The sequence below is a fragment of the Rhodococcus sp. NPDC060086 genome (assembly GCF_042730275.1).
In the GTDB taxonomy this organism is placed as follows: Bacteria; Actinomycetota; Actinomycetes; order Mycobacteriales; family Mycobacteriaceae; genus Rhodococcus.
Genome location: NZ_JBHWWZ010000001.1, coordinates 110385 through 128145, shown reverse-complemented (window position 1 = coordinate 128145; position 17761 = coordinate 110385). Strand labels below are relative to the sequence as shown.

20 protein-coding genes are annotated in these 17761 nt (G+C 64.1%); 8 read left to right on the top strand and 12 right to left on the bottom strand.

Annotation, left to right across the window (positions count from 1 at the left end; translation table 11 throughout):
* Position 1: 1 nt before the first annotated feature.
* The 3 genes from ACFWB0_RS00630 to ACFWB0_RS00620 form a co-directional block, all read right to left on the bottom strand.
* Positions 2 to 325: a hypothetical protein gene (locus tag ACFWB0_RS00630; protein WP_378488473.1), complete on the bottom strand. Its 324-nt coding sequence runs from the start codon at positions 323 to 325 to the stop codon at positions 2 to 4.
* Complete coding sequence (locus ACFWB0_RS00625; protein WP_378488470.1) at positions 309 to 1589, bottom strand: aromatic ring-hydroxylating dioxygenase subunit alpha; 1281 nt, start codon at positions 1587 to 1589, stop codon at positions 309 to 311. The genes ACFWB0_RS00630 and ACFWB0_RS00625 overlap by 17 nt, the downstream gene beginning before the upstream one ends.
* 180 nt (positions 1590 to 1769) lie before the next feature.
* Complete coding sequence (locus ACFWB0_RS00620; RefSeq protein WP_054807640.1) at positions 1770 to 2078, bottom strand: DUF1330 domain-containing protein; 309 nt, start codon at positions 2076 to 2078, stop codon at positions 1770 to 1772.
* A 130-nt stretch (positions 2079 to 2208) separates the two neighbouring features.
* On the opposite strand from ACFWB0_RS00620, the gene ACFWB0_RS00615 reads away from it, so the two are divergent.
* Positions 2209 to 3285, top strand: a complete 1077-nt coding sequence (locus ACFWB0_RS00615) for an RNA-guided endonuclease InsQ/TnpB family protein (RefSeq protein WP_378488472.1) — start codon at positions 2209 to 2211, stop codon at positions 3283 to 3285.
* 154 nt (positions 3286 to 3439) lie between these two features.
* Here ACFWB0_RS00615 and ACFWB0_RS00610 read toward each other — a convergent pair whose 3' ends face one another.
* From ACFWB0_RS00610 to ACFWB0_RS00590, 5 genes are all read right to left on the bottom strand, one after another.
* On the bottom strand, positions 3440 to 3628 hold the full coding sequence (locus tag ACFWB0_RS00610) for a ferredoxin (RefSeq protein ID WP_054807641.1): 189 nt from the start codon (positions 3626 to 3628) through the stop codon (positions 3440 to 3442).
* On the bottom strand, positions 3625 to 4947 hold the full coding sequence (locus tag ACFWB0_RS00605; RefSeq protein ID WP_378488471.1) for a cytochrome P450: 1323 nt from the start codon (positions 4945 to 4947) through the stop codon (positions 3625 to 3627). The genes ACFWB0_RS00610 and ACFWB0_RS00605 overlap by 4 nt, the downstream gene beginning before the upstream one ends.
* A gap of 357 nt (positions 4948 to 5304) precedes the next feature.
* Positions 5305 to 5628 (bottom strand): hypothetical protein, encoded by a 324-nt coding sequence (locus tag ACFWB0_RS00600; protein WP_054807988.1) that lies wholly within the window; start codon positions 5626 to 5628, stop codon positions 5305 to 5307.
* A complete protein-coding gene (locus ACFWB0_RS00595; protein WP_378488470.1) occupies positions 5612 to 6892 on the bottom strand; it encodes an aromatic ring-hydroxylating dioxygenase subunit alpha in 1281 nt (426 codons plus the stop codon). The genes ACFWB0_RS00600 and ACFWB0_RS00595 overlap by 17 nt, the downstream gene beginning before the upstream one ends.
* Before the next feature lie 4 nt (positions 6893 to 6896).
* Entirely contained in the window at positions 6897 to 7433 is a 537-nt protein-coding gene (locus ACFWB0_RS00590; protein WP_378488469.1) for a carboxymuconolactone decarboxylase family protein, read from the bottom strand.
* A 306-nt stretch (positions 7434 to 7739) separates the two neighbouring features.
* On the opposite strand from ACFWB0_RS00590, the gene ACFWB0_RS00585 reads away from it, so the two are divergent.
* From ACFWB0_RS00585 to ACFWB0_RS00560, 6 genes are all read left to right on the top strand, one after another.
* The gene (locus tag ACFWB0_RS00585) at positions 7740 to 8048 is read left to right on the top strand and encodes a hypothetical protein (RefSeq protein WP_378488468.1); all 309 of its coding nucleotides are present in this window, start codon (positions 7740 to 7742) and stop codon (positions 8046 to 8048) included.
* Positions 8049 to 8145: 97 nt separating this feature from the next.
* Positions 8146 to 9312, top strand: coding sequence for an acyl-CoA dehydrogenase family protein (locus tag ACFWB0_RS00580; RefSeq protein ID WP_378488678.1), 1167 nt, complete (start codon positions 8146 to 8148; stop codon positions 9310 to 9312).
* On the top strand, positions 9312 to 10517 hold the full coding sequence (locus tag ACFWB0_RS00575) for a CaiB/BaiF CoA transferase family protein (RefSeq protein WP_378488467.1): 1206 nt from the start codon (positions 9312 to 9314) through the stop codon (positions 10515 to 10517). Before ACFWB0_RS00580 ends, ACFWB0_RS00575 begins: the two co-directional genes overlap by 1 nt.
* A gap of 72 nt (positions 10518 to 10589) precedes the next feature.
* Positions 10590 to 11738 carry a thiolase family protein gene (locus tag ACFWB0_RS00570; RefSeq protein ID WP_378488466.1) on the top strand — a complete coding sequence of 383 codons (1149 nt, stop codon included), beginning with the start codon at positions 10590 to 10592 and terminating at the stop codon, positions 11736 to 11738.
* Positions 11739 to 11853: 115 nt separating this feature from the next.
* Complete coding sequence (locus ACFWB0_RS00565) at positions 11854 to 12453, top strand: TetR/AcrR family transcriptional regulator (RefSeq protein ID WP_378488465.1); 600 nt, start codon at positions 11854 to 11856, stop codon at positions 12451 to 12453.
* A gap of 29 nt (positions 12454 to 12482) precedes the next feature.
* Complete coding sequence (locus ACFWB0_RS00560; RefSeq protein WP_378488464.1) at positions 12483 to 12947, top strand: hypothetical protein; 465 nt, start codon at positions 12483 to 12485, stop codon at positions 12945 to 12947.
* A gap of 144 nt (positions 12948 to 13091) precedes the next feature.
* Here ACFWB0_RS00560 and ACFWB0_RS00555 read toward each other — a convergent pair whose 3' ends face one another.
* From ACFWB0_RS00555 to ACFWB0_RS00540, 4 genes are read right to left on the bottom strand one after another with little or no spacing between them, the layout of a single operon-like run.
* Positions 13092 to 14063, bottom strand: coding sequence for an NADPH:quinone oxidoreductase family protein (locus ACFWB0_RS00555; protein ID WP_378488463.1), 972 nt, complete (start codon positions 14061 to 14063; stop codon positions 13092 to 13094).
* Positions 14064 to 14068: 5 nt separating this feature from the next.
* On the bottom strand, positions 14069 to 14848 hold the full coding sequence (locus ACFWB0_RS00550) for an enoyl-CoA hydratase-related protein (protein ID WP_378488462.1): 780 nt from the start codon (positions 14846 to 14848) through the stop codon (positions 14069 to 14071).
* Complete coding sequence (locus ACFWB0_RS00545; protein ID WP_378488677.1) at positions 14845 to 15837, bottom strand: phosphotransferase family protein; 993 nt, start codon at positions 15835 to 15837, stop codon at positions 14845 to 14847. Before ACFWB0_RS00545 ends, ACFWB0_RS00550 begins: the two co-directional genes overlap by 4 nt.
* Positions 15838 to 15863: 26 nt before the next feature.
* On the bottom strand, positions 15864 to 17165 hold the full coding sequence (locus tag ACFWB0_RS00540; RefSeq protein ID WP_378488461.1) for an acyl-CoA dehydrogenase family protein: 1302 nt from the start codon (positions 17163 to 17165) through the stop codon (positions 15864 to 15866).
* Between the two features lie 136 nt (positions 17166 to 17301).
* Here ACFWB0_RS00540 and ACFWB0_RS00535 point away from each other — a divergent pair, with 136 nt between their 5' ends.
* Positions 17302 to 17715 (top strand): VOC family protein, encoded by a 414-nt coding sequence (locus ACFWB0_RS00535; protein ID WP_378488460.1) that lies wholly within the window; start codon positions 17302 to 17304, stop codon positions 17713 to 17715.
* The last annotated feature ends 46 nt before the right edge of the window (positions 17716 to 17761 follow it).

Sequence of the window (17761 nt, the reverse complement as noted above, 5' to 3'; positions counted from 1 at the left end):
GTTACACCACCGGTTCTTTGGTGATTTCGGCCCAGGCGGCGCCGCTGTCGGGGACGCGGGGTTGCTTCCAGACCTCGATGGGGAAGGAGACCATGACCAGTGACTGCATCAGGTGCATGACGGTGCGTGCATCGTCGGGCAGGTCGTCGAGGTCGAACTTGTCGCAGAAGGCGATGGCGTCTTCGAGGCGGGGGAATGCGGCGTTGTAGAACTCCTGCATTTCCGGCATCGTCGAGGCGAGTCGCTTGGCGTAGCGTTCGGGTTCGGTGGCCAGGTCCCAGCCGATGTAGGGCTCGAGGTCGGCGAATTCAGTTGGCAGAGGCATCGCGGTACTCCTTGACGTAGTCTCCGACGGTCTTGTGGAGGTGACGCAGGAGAAGCTCCTGGTCGCAGAGGGGGAATTCGGTCACCGTGCGGGTGCCGATCATCGTTTGGGTGGCTTCGAGGGTGTTGGCGTCCTGGAGGGCGTATTCCTTGAAGGTCACCGCGGCGAGTTCCTGTGCGAGGCGCTCGCGGGCGTTCTTCGGGGGCACGAAGTAGAGGCTGGCCTCGAAGATGTGCTTGTCGACGGCGGTGGGCCAGTAGGCGTAGGTCAGGTACCAGCCCGGCTTCCAGACGAGCAGGGTCATGTTGGGGAAGAACTCGAAGGAGTCCTGGCCCCAGCTGTGGAAGCCGGTGGGGTTCAGTGCGGTGGGCAGCTGGTCGTCGGCGAGGCCGTCGATGTCGGGCTGGTCCCAGGGGCCGAACAGTCCGGAGCGCAGGACGCGTTCGATGGGCTTGACCATGTTGAGGTCCTTGGGCGGTGCCATGCCGCCCCAGGAGGAGATCATCGAGTGCGGGGGCTGCAGGTCGTAGTGCAGGGCTTCGTAGCCGTAGCCGGCGAGCTTGTCTGCTTCGTCCTTGACTGCCTGCTTCATGTGCAGGATCGGTGCGTGGTAGAACTCGGCGAATGCGTCGATGAACAGCTTCCAGTTGGCGCCGATTTCGGCGCGGTAGCTGTAGACCTCGGTCATTTCACCGAAGGGGTAGCCTTCGAGGCCCTTGGCGAAGGTGCCGAGGTAGTCGACGAGGGGGATGGCGTCGGGGTCGAGGTTGATGTAGATGAACCCTTCCCACGTTTCGCAGCGTACGTCCTTGAGGCCGTAGTCGCCCTTGTCGAGGTCGAAGAATTCGCCTTCCTGCTGGACGAAGGTGAGTTCGCCTTCGAGGCTGTAGCGCCAGGCGTGGTATTTGCAGGTGAATTGCTTGCAGCTGCCTGCGGTTTCCTCGCCGGGGAAGTCGTTCCAGACGAGTTTGTTGCCGCGGTGGCGGCAGACGTTGTGGAAGGCGCGGATCTTGCTGTCGTTGCCTTTGACGATGACCAGGGAGGTGCCGGGTCCGGCGGAGGGGAGTTCTTTGGTGAAGTAGGCGCCGACGCGGGGGAGTTGTTCGACGCGGCCGACGTAGAGCCAGGTGCGCTTGAAGATTGCTTCGCGTTCGGCTTCGAAGAAGGCGGGGTCGATGGAGTCGGTGTAGTCGACCGGTGCGGTGCCGAGTTCCGGGTAGTTCTCGGTCCAGCTTCCTGCTGCCGGTTTGGTGAAGTGTGGCAAGGCTCTACCTTTCGTCTGAGAGCACTCTCTCTAGTGAGAATGACGCTCTCACTGATGAAACTTAGGTTTCCATAGAACCGGACCGGCGTCAATCGTCGAGTTGGACAAGGCATGAAAAAGGCGCCGACCCGGACCGAAGTCCCAGGTCGACGCCGAGAAGCTGCCCGAAGAGTGTGTTGCCTACCCGGCAGACGCGGGCCGCCCGAAGCCCTCCAGGATCACGGCAGTGCAGTCGGCAGCGGCCTGACGCAGCGGCAGCGCCTTCTGATAGTCCTCGGATGCGTACCAGGTCTGTGCCGCCTCGACGGACTCGAATTCCAGAACGACAGTCCGGTGGCCGTGCCACTCGCCTTCGAGAACCTGGGGTTCGGCGACGGCAAGAACCCTTGCGCCCGCCTGCACGATCGAGGGGCCGGAGAGCTTGCTGTATGCGGCCATGCCGTCTTGATCCCGGATGGCTTCGGTCAGGATGACATATCCCTTGGGCATCTGCGCTCCTCGGTGTGAGGTGAAGGTGGTTGCCGCACACTATGAGCGGGAAACGTAGCGCGCAAGCCCGGGTCTATCAGGCCCGGGTCAGCGCATCAATTATGTCGGTGGTCGTGTTTATGGTCGCGGTGTGCAACTGCGATACCAGTACCGCGTCTACCCGACACCGGGCCAGCAGGACACGCTGGCCCGGTCGTTCGGGTGTGCACGGGTGGTGTTCAACGACGCACTGCGCGTCCGGCAGGACGCGTACGCGGCCGGGGTGAAGCTCTCGGACACCGACGTGCAGAAACAGGTGGTCACTGAGGCGAAGAAAACCCCGGCGCGGGTGTGGCTTTCCGAGGTGGCGTCGGTGGTGTTGGTGCAGGCCTGTCAGGATGCGCGCCGCGCGTACAGGAACTGGTTCGACTCGATGTCGGGGAAGCGGAAGGGCCGCAGGGTCGGGGCGCCGCGGTTCCGGTCTCGTAAGGACAATAGGCAGGCGATCCGGCTCACCCGCAACGGCTTCAGTATCCGGGCCAACCGGAAGTTGTATGTGGCGAAGGTTGGCGACGTGAAGGTGGCGTGGTCGCGGGATCTGCCGTCGGAGCCGTCGAGTGTGACGATCATCAAGGATGCCGCGGGCCGGTATTTCGCGTCGTTCGTCGTGGAGACGTCCGACGATCCGCTGCCGGAGTGCGATGCGGAGGTGGGTATCGATCTGGGGCTCGCCACGTTCGCGGTGCTCTCGGACGGGAAGGTGATCGAGTCCCCGAAGTTCTTCCGCCGCGCCGAACGTGTCCGTGTCGCGAAGGCCCACGCCAGGGTGGCCGATGCCCGCAAGGATTGGGCGCATCAACGCTCCACGGTGATCATCCGCGAGAATCAAGCGGTGTTCGTCGAGGACTTGTGCGTCACCGGGTTGGCGCGGACGCGGCTGGCGAAGTCGGTGCACGATGCCGGGTGGGGCATGTTCACCCGGTTGCTGGAGGAGAAGGCCGCCCGGTATGGGCGCACCTTCGTGAAGGTCAACAGGTTCTTCCCGTCGTCGCAGCTCTGCTCGGTGTGTGGGAGGGTGGACGGGCCGAAACCGTTGTCCGTGCGCACCTGGTCGTGTCCATGCGGGGCGGTCCACGATCGCGATCTGAATGCTGCCATCAACATCCACGCCGCAGGACGTGCGGAGTGGTTAAACGCCTGCGGAGAGACGGTAAGTCTCCTCGCCTAGCGGGGAGCGCGACTCGATGAAACAGGAACCCGCCGATGCGGCACGTGTTGCCGCGGTAGGAATCCCGGTCGTTTACGGCCGGGAGGGCGTCAAAGACGCCCGCCCCCACGGTCGGAACCATGAGGGCGGGCGAGGTGTTCGGTGTGGAGCGGGGCTACGAGATCGAGATTGCGCGCTCGGGGCAACTCGCGACGGCTTCGCGAACGTTGTCCTCGTGTTCGGCCGGAACTTCGGACACGAGCGTCACGGCGTAGCCGCCGTCGCTCAGCTCGAAGACCTCCGGACAGATCGCGAGGCAGAAGCCGTGGCCACGGCACGCATCATCGTCGACATGAACCTTCACTTGCTGTCACCCTCTGCGACGGTGCCACTGTTGTCGCCTGCCGCGACGGTGTATTCCAGATTGAGGTTCAGCAGACCACGAAGGATGAAGGTGGGCAGGTAGTCGAACTTCCTGTCGCCCTCGGGCCCATGGACCTCTTCGGAAAGCTTGATGTCGATGGTCCGCTCCAGGAGGCGCTGGATACCCACGCGTCCCTCGGTACGGGCGAGGGGTGCACCGGGGCATGCGTGGACACCGCGCCCGAATGCGATGTGGGTACGCGCGTTACGGCGATCGAGATCGAACTCTGCCGGGTCGGCGAACTGCCGGGTGTCGCGATTGGCGGCGCCGTTCAGGAGCATCAGGATGGTGCCGGCCGGAACTTCGACACCGCCGACTTCGGTCGGAATCTTGGAGAGTCGGAAGTCGCCCTTGATCGGGCTCTCCATCCGCAGCGTCTCTTCGATGAAGTTGGGGATCTTCTCCGGGTCGTCGCGGAGGGCCTGCTGGATCTCGGGATTCTCGGCGATGATCCGGAGGCCGGAGCTCAGCAACCGCACCGTGGTCTCCTGGCCGGCGGAGAAGACGTTCGCCGCAATGCGGAGGACATCGTCGACAGGGGGAAGCGTGCCGTCGGGGAACGTCGCGGTCGCGAGCCCGGTCAGGACGTCGTCCGTGGGGTTCGCGCGACGATCCTCGATGTACTCGCCGAACTTCTTGTAGAGGAACTCGAGCGGGTTCAGCTTCAGCGACTCTCCCTCGGTGCTGCCGAGAGTGAAGCCGCCTTCCGTCGCCAGGTTCAGGCCCGCGATGAACTCTGCATGGTCGCTTTCCGGTACGCCGAGAAGGTCGGCGATGACGAGCATTGCGAAGGGGCCGGCGAATTCGCTGATGTAGTCGCCCTCGCCCTTGGCCAGGATGTTGTCGAGGAGCTTGTCGGCCAGGCGGTAGATGAACTCTTCGTTCTCCTTGAGGCGCTTGGGGGTGATCAGGCGCATCAACAGGCCGCGATGGTCCGCATGCTGGGGCGGGTCCATCGTGGGGAGCTGATCACTCATCGGCAGCGAGGGGCGGTGCTCCTCGATGAGGTCGGAGATGTCGTCGCTCTCGGCCGGGAGCGGGAAGCCCGAGAAGGGGCCGGTAACCGAGATGCACGAGGAGTAGGACTTCTCATCGCTGAGGACCTGGATTGCTTCCTCGTATCCGGTCACCATCATGACGTTGTGGTGCGGCTCGCGCTTGACGGGGCAACTCGCGCGCATCCCGTCGTAGTACGGGTTGGGGTCCCCGACGAACTCGGGGTCGGTGAAGAAGTTCTTCGTCTCGATGTCGGTCATCATTTCCTCTCGAGAATCAAGCTTCGGGCTGTGGCCGAGCGCGGCCCCGAGTCGCGGTCAGTGCCGCGCCGACGCCGAGTCTCGTCGCACATCAAATCACGCTCCTCGATCCGTCTCACTCAGGGATGTTTCGTACATATCGGACTTGTGATGCTGCACAGGGAAATTGATCCCGCGGTGTAGTTGATCTTGGTGATGTCACTCTCGATCGCGGCAGCCCTGTGGCTGGCATCACAAGTGAAGGCCCCGAAATGCAAGCGTGCCCGTGTCCGAACGACGACTGTCGCTCGGACACGGGCACGATTTGTAGCGGGTGCAACTGCTATCTCGCAGGTCCTGTTCTCACCGGGGCTGCTTGTCTCAGACCACCGGTTCTTTGGTGATTTCGGCCCAGGCGGCGCCGCTGTCGGGGACGCGGGGCTGCTTCCAGACTTCGACGGGGAAGGAGACCATGACCAGTGACTGCATCAGGTGCATGACGGTGCGTGCATCGTCGGGCAGGTCGTCGAGGTCGAACTTGTCGCAGAAGGCGATGGCGTCTTCGAGGCGGGGGAATGCGGCGTTGTAGAACTCCTGCATTTCCGGCATCGTCGAGGCGAGTCGCTTGGCGTAGCGTTCGGGTTCGGTGGCCAGGTCCCAGCCGATGTAGGGCTCGAGGTCGGCGAATTCAGTTGGCAGAGGCATCGCGGTACTCCTTGACGTAGTCTCCGACGGTCTTGTGGAGGTGACGCAGGAGAAGCTCCTGGTCGCAGAGGGGGAATTCGGTCACCGTGCGGGTGCCGATCATCGTTTGGGTGGCTTCGAGGGTGTTGGCGTCCTGGAGGGCGTATTCCTTGAAGGTCACCGCGGCGAGTTCCTGTGCGAGGCGCTCGCGGGCGTTCTTCGGGGGCACGAAGTAGAGGCTGGCCTCGAAGATGTGCTTGTCGACGGCGGTGGGCCAGTAGGCGTAGGTCAGGTACCAGCCCGGCTTCCAGACGAGCAGGGTCATGTTGGGGAAGAACTCGAAGGAGTCCTGGCCCCAGCTGTGGAAGCCGGTGGGGTTCAGTGCGGTGGGCAGCTGGTCGTCGGCGAGGCCGTCGATGTCGGGCTGGTCCCAGGGGCCGAACAGTCCGGAGCGCAGGACGCGTTCGATGGGCTTGACCATGTTGAGGTCCTTGGGCGGTGCCATGCCGCCCCAGGAGGAGATCATCGAGTGCGGGGGCTGCAGGTCGTAGTGCAGGGCTTCGTAGCCGTAGCCGGCGAGCTTGTCTGCTTCGTCCTTGACTGCCTGCTTCATGTGCAGGATCGGTGCGTGGTAGAACTCGGCGAATGCGTCGATGAACAGCTTCCAGTTGGCGCCGATTTCGGCGCGGTAGCTGTAGACCTCGGTCATTTCACCGAAGGGGTAGCCTTCGAGGCCCTTGGCGAAGGTGCCGAGGTAGTCGACGAGGGGGATGGCGTCGGGGTCGAGGTTGATGTAGATGAACCCTTCCCACGTTTCGCAGCGTACGTCCTTGAGGCCGTAGTCGCCCTTGTCGAGGTCGAAGAATTCGCCTTCCTGCTGGACGAAGGTGAGTTCGCCTTCGAGGCTGTAGCGCCAGGCGTGGTATTTGCAGGTGAATTGCTTGCAGCTGCCTGCGGTTTCCTCGCCGGGGAAGTCGTTCCAGACGAGTTTGTTGCCGCGGTGGCGGCAGACGTTGTGGAAGGCGCGGATCTTGCTGTCGTTGCCTTTGACGATGACCAGGGAGGTGCCGGGTCCGGCGGAGGGGAGTTCTTTGGTGAAGTAGGCGCCGACGCGGGGGAGTTGTTCGACGCGGCCGACGTAGAGCCAGGTGCGCTTGAAGATTGCTTCGCGTTCGGCTTCGAAGAAGGCGGGGTCGATGGAGTCGGTGTAGTCGACCGGTGCGGTGCCGAGTTCCGGGTAGTTCTCGGTCCAGCTTCCTGCTGCCGGTTTGGTGAAGTGTGGCAAGGCTCTACCTTTCGCTTTCGAACTCGATGCCGAATGTGTTGTAGGCCATGGCCAACAGGCCGTAACCGCCTACGGTGAAGATGAAGTCCATCCGCTGCTGTTCGCTGAGTTGTTCCCCGAGCGTGTTCCAGGTCTGCTCGGACAGTGCGGAGTTCTCGACCAGTTCGGCGACCGCTGCGAGGAGTCGGTTCTCGAACTCGTCCACTGCGGTGCCGGCAAGCGCGGCCTCGATCTCCGGGCGGGAAAGCCCGGCCTCGTCCTCGGCCATCTGGATATGGTGGCTGCGCTCGTAGTCGCAGTCGTGCAACTCCGCTACGCGCAGGATCGTCAGCTCACGCAACCGCGCGGGCAGCGTCGACCGGAACAGCAGATGAACGCTGAACCCGAGGAACGCCTTGGCCAGATCCGGATGACGGACGAGCGTCGACATTGCAGTGCCGGCCTGCTCAGGATTCCGCATGTGCCGGGGCATCAGCCCCTTCAATGCGGAGTCGACGCGCTCGTCCCATTGGTCTGCGGGCAGTGGGGGCACCAGGGGCATGCCGAACTCCTCCTTGTGAGAATCATATTCTCGTTTACGGATGCTAGATTCTCATGACTCCGCCGGATAGTCAACAAACGGTGGTGCGACGGCTGAACATCCTGGTGGCAGAGATGTTCCGGCTTGCGTCGCGTGCCGCGTCGCGTGCGGGGTCGAATGTGCCGGCAGTCTGCGGATCGGGTGCTCGTATGTGATGAGCATATTGATTCTCCGCATTCGAGAAGATAGTTTCCATTGGAGAGAGCACTGTGTGGTCGTCGGCGACCCGACGCGCGCGCAGACCGTCTGCCGAAAGAGAGGTTTCCCGTGACTGCAACCCTGCGCCCTGGTGGGCAACTTGCCAGCACCGTCTGCACCACTCGGGTGGTGGTCGTGCGTGCACCCGCGGATGGTGCACAGGAGATCGTCTGCGGTGGAAGCCCGATGATCGCGGCGCCTCCCGGCAAACCGGAGTCCAAGCCCGCCGGCGATGTGGTCACCCTTCTGGGTAAGCGCTACGTCGACGCCGACGGGTCGATCGAGGTGCTGTGCACGTCACCCGGCACCGGCGAACTGTCGTACGGCGGCGCCCCGATGACCATCAAGGCGGCCAAGGCATTGCCGGCCTCCGATTGATTCGCTCGATCCCAACTGAAGATAGGCCGGACGTGCTGCCGCAGTTGCGCAGTTCGCGGCCCCGCGACGACGGCAAGAGGTGTCGATTATGGGTGGAATGAGCTTCGCTCTGAGCGAGGATCAGGAACTGATCCGGAAATCCGTTGCCGAGCTGATGAAGAACTTCGACGACCAGTACTGGATGGAGAAGGATCTCGCTCACGAGTTCCCGACGGAGTTCTACAAGGTGCTCGCCGATGGCGGCTGGATGGGCATCACGATGCCCGAGGAGTACGGCGGCCACGGTCTCGGCATCACGGAAGCGACGATCCTGCTCGAAGAGATCGCTCGCTCCGGCGGCGCAATGAATGCCGCGAGCGCGATCCACCTCAACATCTTCGGTATGCAGCCCGTCGTCAAGCACGGCTCGGACGAAATGAAGGCGCGCACGCTGCCCCGCATCGTCAACGGCGATCTGCACGTGTGCTTCGGTGTGACCGAACCGGGCGCAGGCCTCGACACATCTCGGATCACCACGTTCGCGAAACGCGAGGGCGACAGCTATGTCGTCAACGGACGGAAGGTGTGGATCTCCAAGGCCGTCGAATCGGAGAAGATCCTCCTCCTGACCCGCACTCAGCGCTACGACGAGGTCGAGAAGAAGACCGACGGCATGACGCTGTTCCTCACCGATCTCGACCGCAGCAAGATCGATATTCGTCCGATCCGGAAAATGGGGCGCAACGCGGTCACCTCCAACGAGCTGTTCATCGACAACCTCCGGATCCCCGTCGAAGACCGCATCGGTGAGGAAGGGCAGGGATTCAAGCTGTTGCTCGACGGTCTCAATCCCGAGCGCATGTTGATCGCGTCCGAAGCTCTCGGCATCGGCCGTGTCGCACTGGACAAGGCCGTGAAGTACGGCAAGGAACGTGTTGTGTTCGACCGTCCCATCGGCATGAACCAGGGCATTCAGTTCCCCCTCGCAGATGCACTTGCGCATCTCGATGCGGCGGAACTCGTCCTGCGCAAGGCAACCTGGCTCTACGACAACGGCAAGCCGTGTGGTCGTGAAGCGAACACCGCCAAATACCTCTGTGCCGAAGCAGGTTTCGCCGCGGCCGATCGTGCACTGCAGACCCACGGCGGAATGGGCTACTCGGAGGAATACAACGTTTCGCGGTACTTCCGTGAGGCGCGCGTGATGCGTATCGCCCCGGTCAGCCAGGAGATGATTCTGAACTACCTGGCCTCCCACACGCTCGGACTGCCGAGGAGCTACTGATGGATGCCCCGCTCGCAGGGATCACCGTGGTGACCCTCGAACAAGCGGTCTCCGCGCCGATGTGCACCCGAGTCCTCGCCGATTTCGGTGCGCGTGTGATCAAAGTCGAGAACCCGAAGGGCGGCGATTTCGCCCGCGACTACGACGACGTCGTCAACGGAATGGCCGCGCACTTCGTCTGGGCCAACCGCGGCAAGGAATCGATCGCCCTCGACCTGAAGACCCAGGGCGGACTCGAAGCCCTCCATATCTTGCTGGCGCGGGCCGATGCCCTCGTATCGAATCTTGCACCCGGCGCCACTGCGCGGCTCGGACTCTCACCGGAGGATCTGGCCGAGCGCTATCCGGACCTGATCGCGGTCGAGATCGACGGATACGGCCCCGACGGGCCGCTGTCGCACAAACGCGCCTACGACCTGCTCATCCAGGCCGAGTCGGGGGCCTGCTCCGTCACCGGCTTCCCCGGACAGCCCGCGAAGCCAGGACCGCCGGTTGCGGACATCAGCACCGGACTGTATTCGGCGTTGTCGATCCTCGCGTTGCTGTGCGGACGAGAACGCAATCGGGGCCGCGGCGGTGGACTGTCGAAGGTGTCGGTGAGTCTGTTCGACACGATGGCAGACATCATGGGCTATCCCCTGACGTACACCCGCTATTCGGGTGTCGAGCAGCAACCGCTCGGCATGAGTTCGCCTGCGGTGGCGCCGTACGGCTCGTATCGCACCGCCGACGATCAGATCGTCGTGCTCGGTACCACCAACGACCGCGAATGGCAGCGTCTGGCACGCGAGATCATCGGGCGCCACGACCTCGCCGACGACGAGCGGTTCTCGACCAACGCGGCGCGGTGCGAGCACCGCGCCGAGCTCGACGAGGCCATTGCCGCGTGGTGCGCGCAGCACCCGCTCGACCACGTACAGAAGATCGCCGACGAGGCGGGTATCGGTAATTCCCGCTACAACACGCCGCGCGACGTCATCGATCACCCACAACTCGCCGCCCGCAATCGCTGGCGGACGGTTGCGAGCCCGAACGGGCCCGTCGAATCGCTTCTGCCGCCCCCGGTGATCGAAGGCTACGAGCCGCCGATGGCGCCGGTACCCGGCTTGGGCGAGCATACGGACACCATCCTCGCGGACTTCGGTCTCCGCCCCGACGAGATCGATCGCCTGCGTGCGCAGGGCGCGATCGGACCGGTGCAGTGATCATCGATGGACGGGGGATGACCGTCACGCGGGGGACGAACGTCGAACACACATGGACCCAGGAGAATTCGAATGCGTGAAGTGGTCATCGCTGCAGCCGTCCGGACCCCGGTAGGCAAGCGCAACGGTGGGCTGGCCGGGGTGCACCCGGCAGATCTGTCGGCGCTCGTGCTCGAGGCGCTGGTCGAACGAACAGGCCTCGATCCCGAGATCGTCGACGACGTCATCTGGGGTTGTGTGTCGCAGGTGGGCGACCAGTCGAGCAATATCGGCCGCTACTCGGTGCTCGCCGCCGGATGGCCGGAATCCATCCCGGGGACCACGATCAATCGGGCGTGTGGGTCGAGTCAGCAGGCGATCGATTTCGCTGCTCAGGCGGTGATGTCGGGACAGCAGGACGTCGTCGTCGCCGGCGGTGTCGAGGTCATGAGCCGGGTGCCGCTCGGCTCGGCGCGTGCGTCCGGTCAGCCGTACGGCCCCCGAGCGCTCGCCCGCTACGACGGGTTCCCGTTCAACCAGGGAATCTCCGCAGAGAAGATCGCCCAGAAATGGGGATTCTCGCGCACTCGACTCGACGAATACTCGACGACCTCGCACGAGCGGGCCGCCGCGGCGCAGGATCGTGGGGCATTCGAGACGCAGATCGTTCCGGTGGTCACCGACGAGGGCACGGTCGGTGCCGACGAAGGAATCCGCCGCGGCACCACGGTCGAGAAGCTCGCCGGCCTGAAGCCCGCGTTCGCCGACGACGGCGTGATCCACGCCGGAAACTCGTCGCAGATTTCCGACGGCGCGGCCGCGTTGTTGGTGACCACCCGCGAGAAGGCGCGTGAGCTGGGCCTGACCCCGCTCGTCCGTTATCGGGCGGGTGCGGTGGCGGGTGCTGATCCGGTGCTCATGCTCACCGGCCCGATTCCGGCCACCGAGAAGGCTCTCGGGAAGGCGGGAATCGGCCTGAAGGATGTCGGAGTCTTCGAGGTCAACGAAGCATTCGCGTCGGTTCCGCTGGCGTGGCTCGCCGAGACGGGCGCCGATCCGGAGCTGGTCAACCCTCTCGGAGGGGCGATCGCGCTCGGGCATCCGCTCGGTGGATCGGGTGCCGTTCTGATGACCCGAATGATTCATCACATGCGCGACAACGGAATTCGGTACGGGCTCCAGACCATGTGTGAAGGCGGCGGGACCGCGAACGCCACAGTCGTCGAACTACTCGATACGTAGGTTCACGCCTAGTGTGATTCAGTGCTGGAAATTCTCAGGCTGAGACCCTTGTCACAAGTGAAGAACCGACCTAATGTGTGTTCAGTAGGTTGGGGACGTGAGGGAGAGGGGCAGCGTGCAAAGGGCGTACGACACGCTTCTCGCCAAGGGTGAGGACCGCAGAGAACTGATTCTCAGCGCAGCTCAGCGGTTGTTGGCGAGGAACGGGTGGCGCAGCACAAGCCTCGCTCAGATCGCACGGGCCGCGGGTATCACTCCCGCGGGCCTGCTGCATCACTTCCAGTCCAAAGACCAATTGCTGCATGCCGTGCTCGACGCACGGGATGCAGACGATGATGCACGTGCTGATCGCTCGGGAGATCCGATCGAGCAGATCAGGGGCCTCTACTTGCGTTTCGAGAAGTCCCCTGACCTGGTCGGGATGTTTGCTGTACTCCTGATCGAGAACCTGGAGCCGGATGCTCCACTGCACGATCGCCTACTCGCTCGACACCGGGCCGCCGTCGACACAATCGAGGCGGGAATCCGACGTGGTCAACATGTCGGTCGGTATCGAATGGATGTGAACCCAGCCGTCAAAGCGGTGGAAATCGTCGCTTTCCTCAACGGAATGGAAACCTCATGGCTGCTCGATCGTTCGCTCCCGTTAGCCGAGATCTTCGAGGACTTCACACAGTCGCTCGAGCAACAGCTCATGCCCATCAGCACAATTTGAGGCACCGCGTCGTCATCGTCGCTCCGCGTGTGGTCGATACCGTGCGCCACGTCGGTGGGTGGCTCTACGACCAGGTCCTCGCAGGATGGGAAGTCACTGTCCTGACGCGAGAGCATCAGGACATCCGTCCCCTCGAGATCCTCGGAGCTCGAGTCGTCGATCTGGACTCGGCCTTGTCGACCGAAAACGGTCTCATTCCCGAGGCATTGGTGGCATCGGCCGAGCTCTACTCCGCCGACGAACGCATCCGAGCCGGGTTGAACAGGCTTCTCGAGCAAGGCAGCACGAAATTCAGCATGTGGGGTGATGGGATCCCGGCAGACCTCGCTGCCAGGTTCTCGTCGTCGGAATACTGTATGAGCCGGGCGGCGCAGGTATTCAAGCGGCACGCGCTCGTCGCGGCAGCCGTCCCCGCGCCCGTGATCGCCCCCACCGAATCCTTCCGGACCTCCGGATTCACTGCACAGCAGTCGGGTCACCTCACGTCGGTCTGATGTCGACCGGATCGCACACGGCACGGCAGCGCAAAGACACAGCAGTGCAAAGGCTCAGCAGTGCAAAGACGTAACAGTTCGGCAGCCCAGAAATGACCAACGTCCCGGCTCTCGGATGAGCGCCGGGACGTCGTGTTCGGTCGGTCAGGTCTGCTGAAGTTCGATGACGACCTTGCCGATCGCCCGCCCGTCACCGACCAGACGCAGGGCATCGACGACGCCCTCCAGCGAATACACCGCACCGATGTGTGGCACGGCGCGGCCCGAGACGAGAAGCTCGACCAGTTCGTCCTCGCCTCGCCGGTACTCGTCCGGGTCGAGATCCTGGAACTGGAACCCCTGAATGCGAATACCTTTCACCAGAACGAGGTTGAGTGGTATTCGAGGGATGCTTCCGGATGCGTAGCCGACGGTGATGAAGCGCCCGCCGCGGCGCAGCGACCTCAACGCAGGTTCCGACAGGTCGCCGCCGACGGGATCGACCACGACGTCGGCGCCCTCGGGAACAGCATCCTTCAGGAGCGCACGTAGATCACCCGACCGGTGGTCGACGAGATGCTTCGCACCGTACGACGCCGCGACCTCGAGCTTGTCGGACGAGGAGGCCACCGCGACGACCGTTGCGCCGAGAACCGCCCCGAGCTGGACCGCGGCGAGTCCGACGCCACCGCCCGCGCCGAGCACGACGAGAGTTTCACCCGGCTGGAGCCGAGCCACCGACCGGAGCGTGTGATACGCGGTGCGGTGCGCCACACCGAATGCGGCAGCGGTGCGATGGTCGACGCCGTCGGGTATCCGCTTCAGCGACGCGGCCTTTGCCGCGACCTCCTCAGCGAACGCGCCGACGATCCCGGTGCCGCTCACCCGATCGCCGACGGCGAGACCGCTGACATCGCCGGCGACCTCCTCCACGACCCCGGCGAATTCACTACCGGGTACGAACGGCGTCGGCACGCTGACCTGGTACTTGTCGGCGACGACCAGAACATCAGGAAAATTGACCGCGGCAGCACCGACCCGCACTCGCACTTGACCCGGTTCGAGAGTGGGGGAGGGGCGTTCGTCGATCCGGACGACCTCGGGTTCCCCGTACTCGGAACAGACCGCTACGCGCATGCCCGTTACCGCCCGTGCCAGACCGGTGCGCGCTTCTCGACGAACGCGGCCGCGCCTTCCTTGGCGTCGTCGCTGGAGAAGACGAGGCTCTGCCAGTGTCCGAGTCGCTCGCCCGCGCGCGTGGGATCCACCTGCGCGAGACGGACGAGTTCCTTGACCGCGGAGAGGCCCAGCGGGGCGTTCGCTGCGATGCGCTCGGCGAATGCCAGCGCGGCCGATTGCACGTCTTCCGGCTCGACGACCTGGTTGATCAGGCCGAGTTCGTATCCGCGCTGCGCAGTGATCAGGTCGCCGGTCAGCGTCAGCTCCATGGCGGCGGCCCGCGGGATCCGCGTCCCGAGATTTGTTCCACCTCCTGCGGGGAACAAGCCCCGCTTCACCTCGGGAAGACCGAACTTCGCGGCCGAGGAGGCAACGATGATGTCGGACCCGAGAAGAAGTTCGAGCCCGCCGCCGATCGCGGTGCCGTTGGCGGCGCCGATCACAGGAATGTCGGTCTCGCCCTTGGCCAGCCGCGCGTATGCGGCACCGGGGCCGGAGTCCAGCCCGATCTTCTCGCCGCTCGCGAATGCTCGGAGATCCATGCCCGAGCAGAAGGCGCGGTCGCCGGTGCCGATGAGCACGATCGCCCGGATCTGGGGATCTGCTTCCGCGTTCTCGACGGCTGCGCCGATCCCGTTGATCACGGCGCCGGTCAGCGCATTGCGTGCCTCGGGGCGGTTCAGCCGAAGCAAGAGAACCGCACCGTGTTGTTCTTGTACGAGTCCTTCCACCGGTTCGCTCATCCCTTGTAGTCCGTTGATTCGGCGAGGTCGGCGGCCGACTTCATGAGGCTGGTGATGACAGGACCGTACGACTGCAGCTTCACGTCGTCACCGGCGCGCTGGAAGCCCTGCTCGAGGACGATGGCGAGCTTCCACTTGGCGAGGACGAGGTAGTAGTCGATGTCGTCGACCTGACGACCGGAGACCTCCGAGTAGTGGGCGAGCATCTGCGACCGGTTCGGCATGCCGCTCAGGTCGACGTAGCTGACCGCGCTTTCCCCTGGAGCGTCCATGTCCTCGGGCCAGTTCATGAGCATCCAGCCGAGGTCGAGCTTCGGATCGCCGACGGTGCCCATCTCCCAGTCGACGAGCGCTGCGAGTTTCGCGGGCGCGCCGTTCTGGTACATCACGTTGGCGAACTGGTAGTCGCCGTGCATCAGACCCGGGATGTAGTCGAGCGGACGGTGATTCTGCAGCCACTTGGTGGCGATGTCCATGCCCTCGATCTCGCGGGCCTTGATCCGTTCGAAGAATCGGGTCCAGCGGTCGACCTGGCGATCATGGAAACCTTCCGGCCGTCCGAGACCCTCGAGGCCCTGAGCCTTCCAATCGACCTTCGACAGCAGGCCGATGCCCTCCGCGAGCTGGTAGGCGAGACCGGCGCGTGCCTCGGGATCGTTGTCGAACGGAGCGGGCCAGCCGTCGCGATGATCCATGGGGGACCAGCCGTCGACGAATCCCATGAGGTAGAACGCGCGACCGAGCACCGAGGTGTCCTCGCATGCGGCGATCGCGGCGGTGTGGGGCACGTCGGTACCGTCGAGGCCCTCGATGATCCTCCACTCGCGCATGATTCCGTTGTCGCGGTCGGCGGGCGCGGCTTTCGGAGGAATCCGGATGACGCTCGTGAAGTCGTCGCGGACCAGCTTGTAGATCTCGTTCTGCGTTCCGCCGGAGAGGTAGGTGGCTTCGAGCGGAGCTCCCTTACCGGGCAGTCCGCGCTCGTCCATCCACTCGGCGAGTCGTTTCGTGTCGATCACAGGTTCCCCACTTCCAGTTCGAGGTATTCGGCGTACTTTGCACGGGCTTCGTCCTGCTTGCGCGGGAGCCACTCCGAGGGCCACAGATCGTCGGTCGCGCTGTAGTCACGCAGGACCTGCTTGGCGACGGTCGTCTTGTGTACTTCGGTCGGACCGTCGGCCAGGCCCATCACGGCCGCGCCGTGGATCATCTTGAAGAACGGCATCTCGTTGGTGACACCGAGCGCTCCGTGCACCTGCATCGCACGCCAGGCGATGTCGTGGAGGACGGTGGGCATCACGATCTTGGCCGTCGCGATGTCCTTGCGGAGCTTCTTGTAGTCGTTGTACTTGTCGATCTTCCACGCGGTGTGCAGCACGAACAGGCGGAACTGCGTCAGCTGCGCGTAGGAGTCGGCGATGTAGCCCTGGACAGTCTGCTTGTCGGCGAGGCGGCTACCGGCGGTCTCGCGGCTCAGTGCACGCTCGCACATCATGTCGAGCGCCTTCTGTGCCAGGCCGATCGTGCGCATCGCGTGGTGGATGCGGCCGCCACCGAGCCGGGTCTGGGCGACAGCGAACGCCTGCCCTTCGCCGCCGAGGAGAGCTTCGGCGGGGACCCGTACGTTCTCGTAGTGGATGAGCGCGTGGCTTCCGCCGTTCATCGGCTCGCCGTACAGACCGACGTTACGCACGATGTTGATGCCCGGGGTGTCGGCAGGCACGAGGAACATCGACATGCCCTTGTGTACCGCCACCTCGGTGTCGGTCACGGCCATCACGATCAGGAACGAGGCCGTCTTTGCGTTGGAGGAGAAGTACTTCCACCCGTTGATGACCCAGTCGTCGCCGTCCTTGACCGCTTGGGTGCGGAACTGCGCGACGTCGGCGCCGCCCTGAGGTTCGGTCATCGAGTACGTCGAGAACAGTTCGCCGTCGAGCAGTGGCTGCAGGTACTTCTTCTTCTGCTCGGGAGTGCCGTAGTGCGCGATGATCTCGGCGTTGCCGGTGTCGGGCGCCTGGCACCCGAAGACGATCGGTGCCCACGACGAGCGACCGAGGATCTCGTTGAGCAGTGCGAGTTTGAGCTGTCCGTAGCCCTGTCCGCCGAGTTCCGGCCCGAGGTGTGTGGCCCACAGGCCCTGTTCACGAACCCGCTGCTTGAGCGGATCGATGGCCTTGCGCCGAAGTCCGTCGAGGGGTACGAACTGCTGGTGCTCCCACACCAGGTCCAGGGGCTCGACCTCGTCGCGCACGAACGCGTCGGCCCAGTCCAGTTTTTCCTGGTATTCGGGGTCGGTTTCGAAGTCCCACGCCATTGCCTGGCTCCTCTCTGATCCAAAGAATGTCGATGCCATCTTTCCAGAATGCTATTCTTACACGACTGAAGGCAGTTTGGAACAGTCCGCTACGAAAGGCACCGAGTTGAAAGCCGAAGACCTTTTCCATCTGGGCGTGGTAACAGACGATCTGACCACGACGAAGTCCGAGTTCTCGCAGCTCTTCGGGTACGAGTGGGGGCCGGAGGTCGGCGGTGAGGTAGCAGTGACGCTCCCGACGGGAGAGCAGGTGGTCGACCTGTTGTGTGCGTTCTCGATCACCGAGCCGCGAATCGAACTCGTCCGGAGCGCACCGCTGCCGCTGTGGGAGGCGGTCCCCGGAATTCACCATCTCGGCTACTGGTCCGACGACGTCGACGCGGATCGCGACGAGTTCGCCGGCCAGGGCTACAGCACCGAAGCAACCCGCCTGGCGCCCGACGGCAGTCTCTTCTTCGCCTTCATGCGCAGCCCGTCCGGGCTGCTTCTCGAGTTCGTCACCCGCGTGGCGGAACCGGGCATGTCGCAGTGCTGGGCAGTACCGCAGTAGCAGCCGGGTAGAGGTTCACGCACCGCACCGCATCGAGTCGAGAGGG

Excerpts from the sequence above, each read along its gene's own strand:
- ACFWB0_RS00545 (WP_378488677.1), bottom strand. The coding sequence starts at position 15,837 with ATGGACGAGCGCGGACTGCCCGGTAAGGGAGCTCCGCTCGAAGCCACC.
- ACFWB0_RS00590 (WP_378488469.1), bottom strand. The coding sequence starts at position 7,433 with ATGCCCCTGGTGCCCCCACTGCCCGCAGACCAATGGGACGAGCGCGTC.
- ACFWB0_RS00600 (WP_054807988.1), bottom strand. The coding sequence starts at position 5,628 with ATGCCTCTGCCAACTGAATTCGCCGACCTCGAGCCCTACATCGGCTGG.
- ACFWB0_RS00580 (WP_378488678.1), top strand. The coding sequence starts at position 8,146 with ATGAGCTTCGCTCTGAGCGAGGATCAGGAACTGATCCGGAAATCCGTT.
- ACFWB0_RS00550 (WP_378488462.1), bottom strand. The coding sequence starts at position 14,848 with ATGAGCGAACCGGTGGAAGGACTCGTACAAGAACAACACGGTGCGGTT.
- ACFWB0_RS00540 (WP_378488461.1), bottom strand. The coding sequence starts at position 17,165 with ATGGCGTGGGACTTCGAAACCGACCCCGAATACCAGGAAAAACTGGAC.
- ACFWB0_RS00605 (WP_378488471.1), bottom strand. The coding sequence starts at position 4,947 with ATGATGACCGACATCGAGACGAAGAACTTCTTCACCGACCCCGAGTTC.
- ACFWB0_RS00630 (WP_378488473.1), bottom strand. The coding sequence starts at position 325 with ATGCCTCTGCCAACTGAATTCGCCGACCTCGAGCCCTACATCGGCTGG.
- ACFWB0_RS00575 (WP_378488467.1), top strand. The coding sequence starts at position 9,312 with ATGGATGCCCCGCTCGCAGGGATCACCGTGGTGACCCTCGAACAAGCG.
- ACFWB0_RS00620 (WP_054807640.1), bottom strand. The coding sequence starts at position 2,078 with ATGCCCAAGGGATATGTCATCCTGACCGAAGCCATCCGGGATCAAGAC.
- ACFWB0_RS00570 (WP_378488466.1), top strand. The coding sequence starts at position 10,590 with ATGCGTGAAGTGGTCATCGCTGCAGCCGTCCGGACCCCGGTAGGCAAG.
- ACFWB0_RS00555 (WP_378488463.1), bottom strand. The coding sequence starts at position 14,063 with ATGCGCGTAGCGGTCTGTTCCGAGTACGGGGAACCCGAGGTCGTCCGG.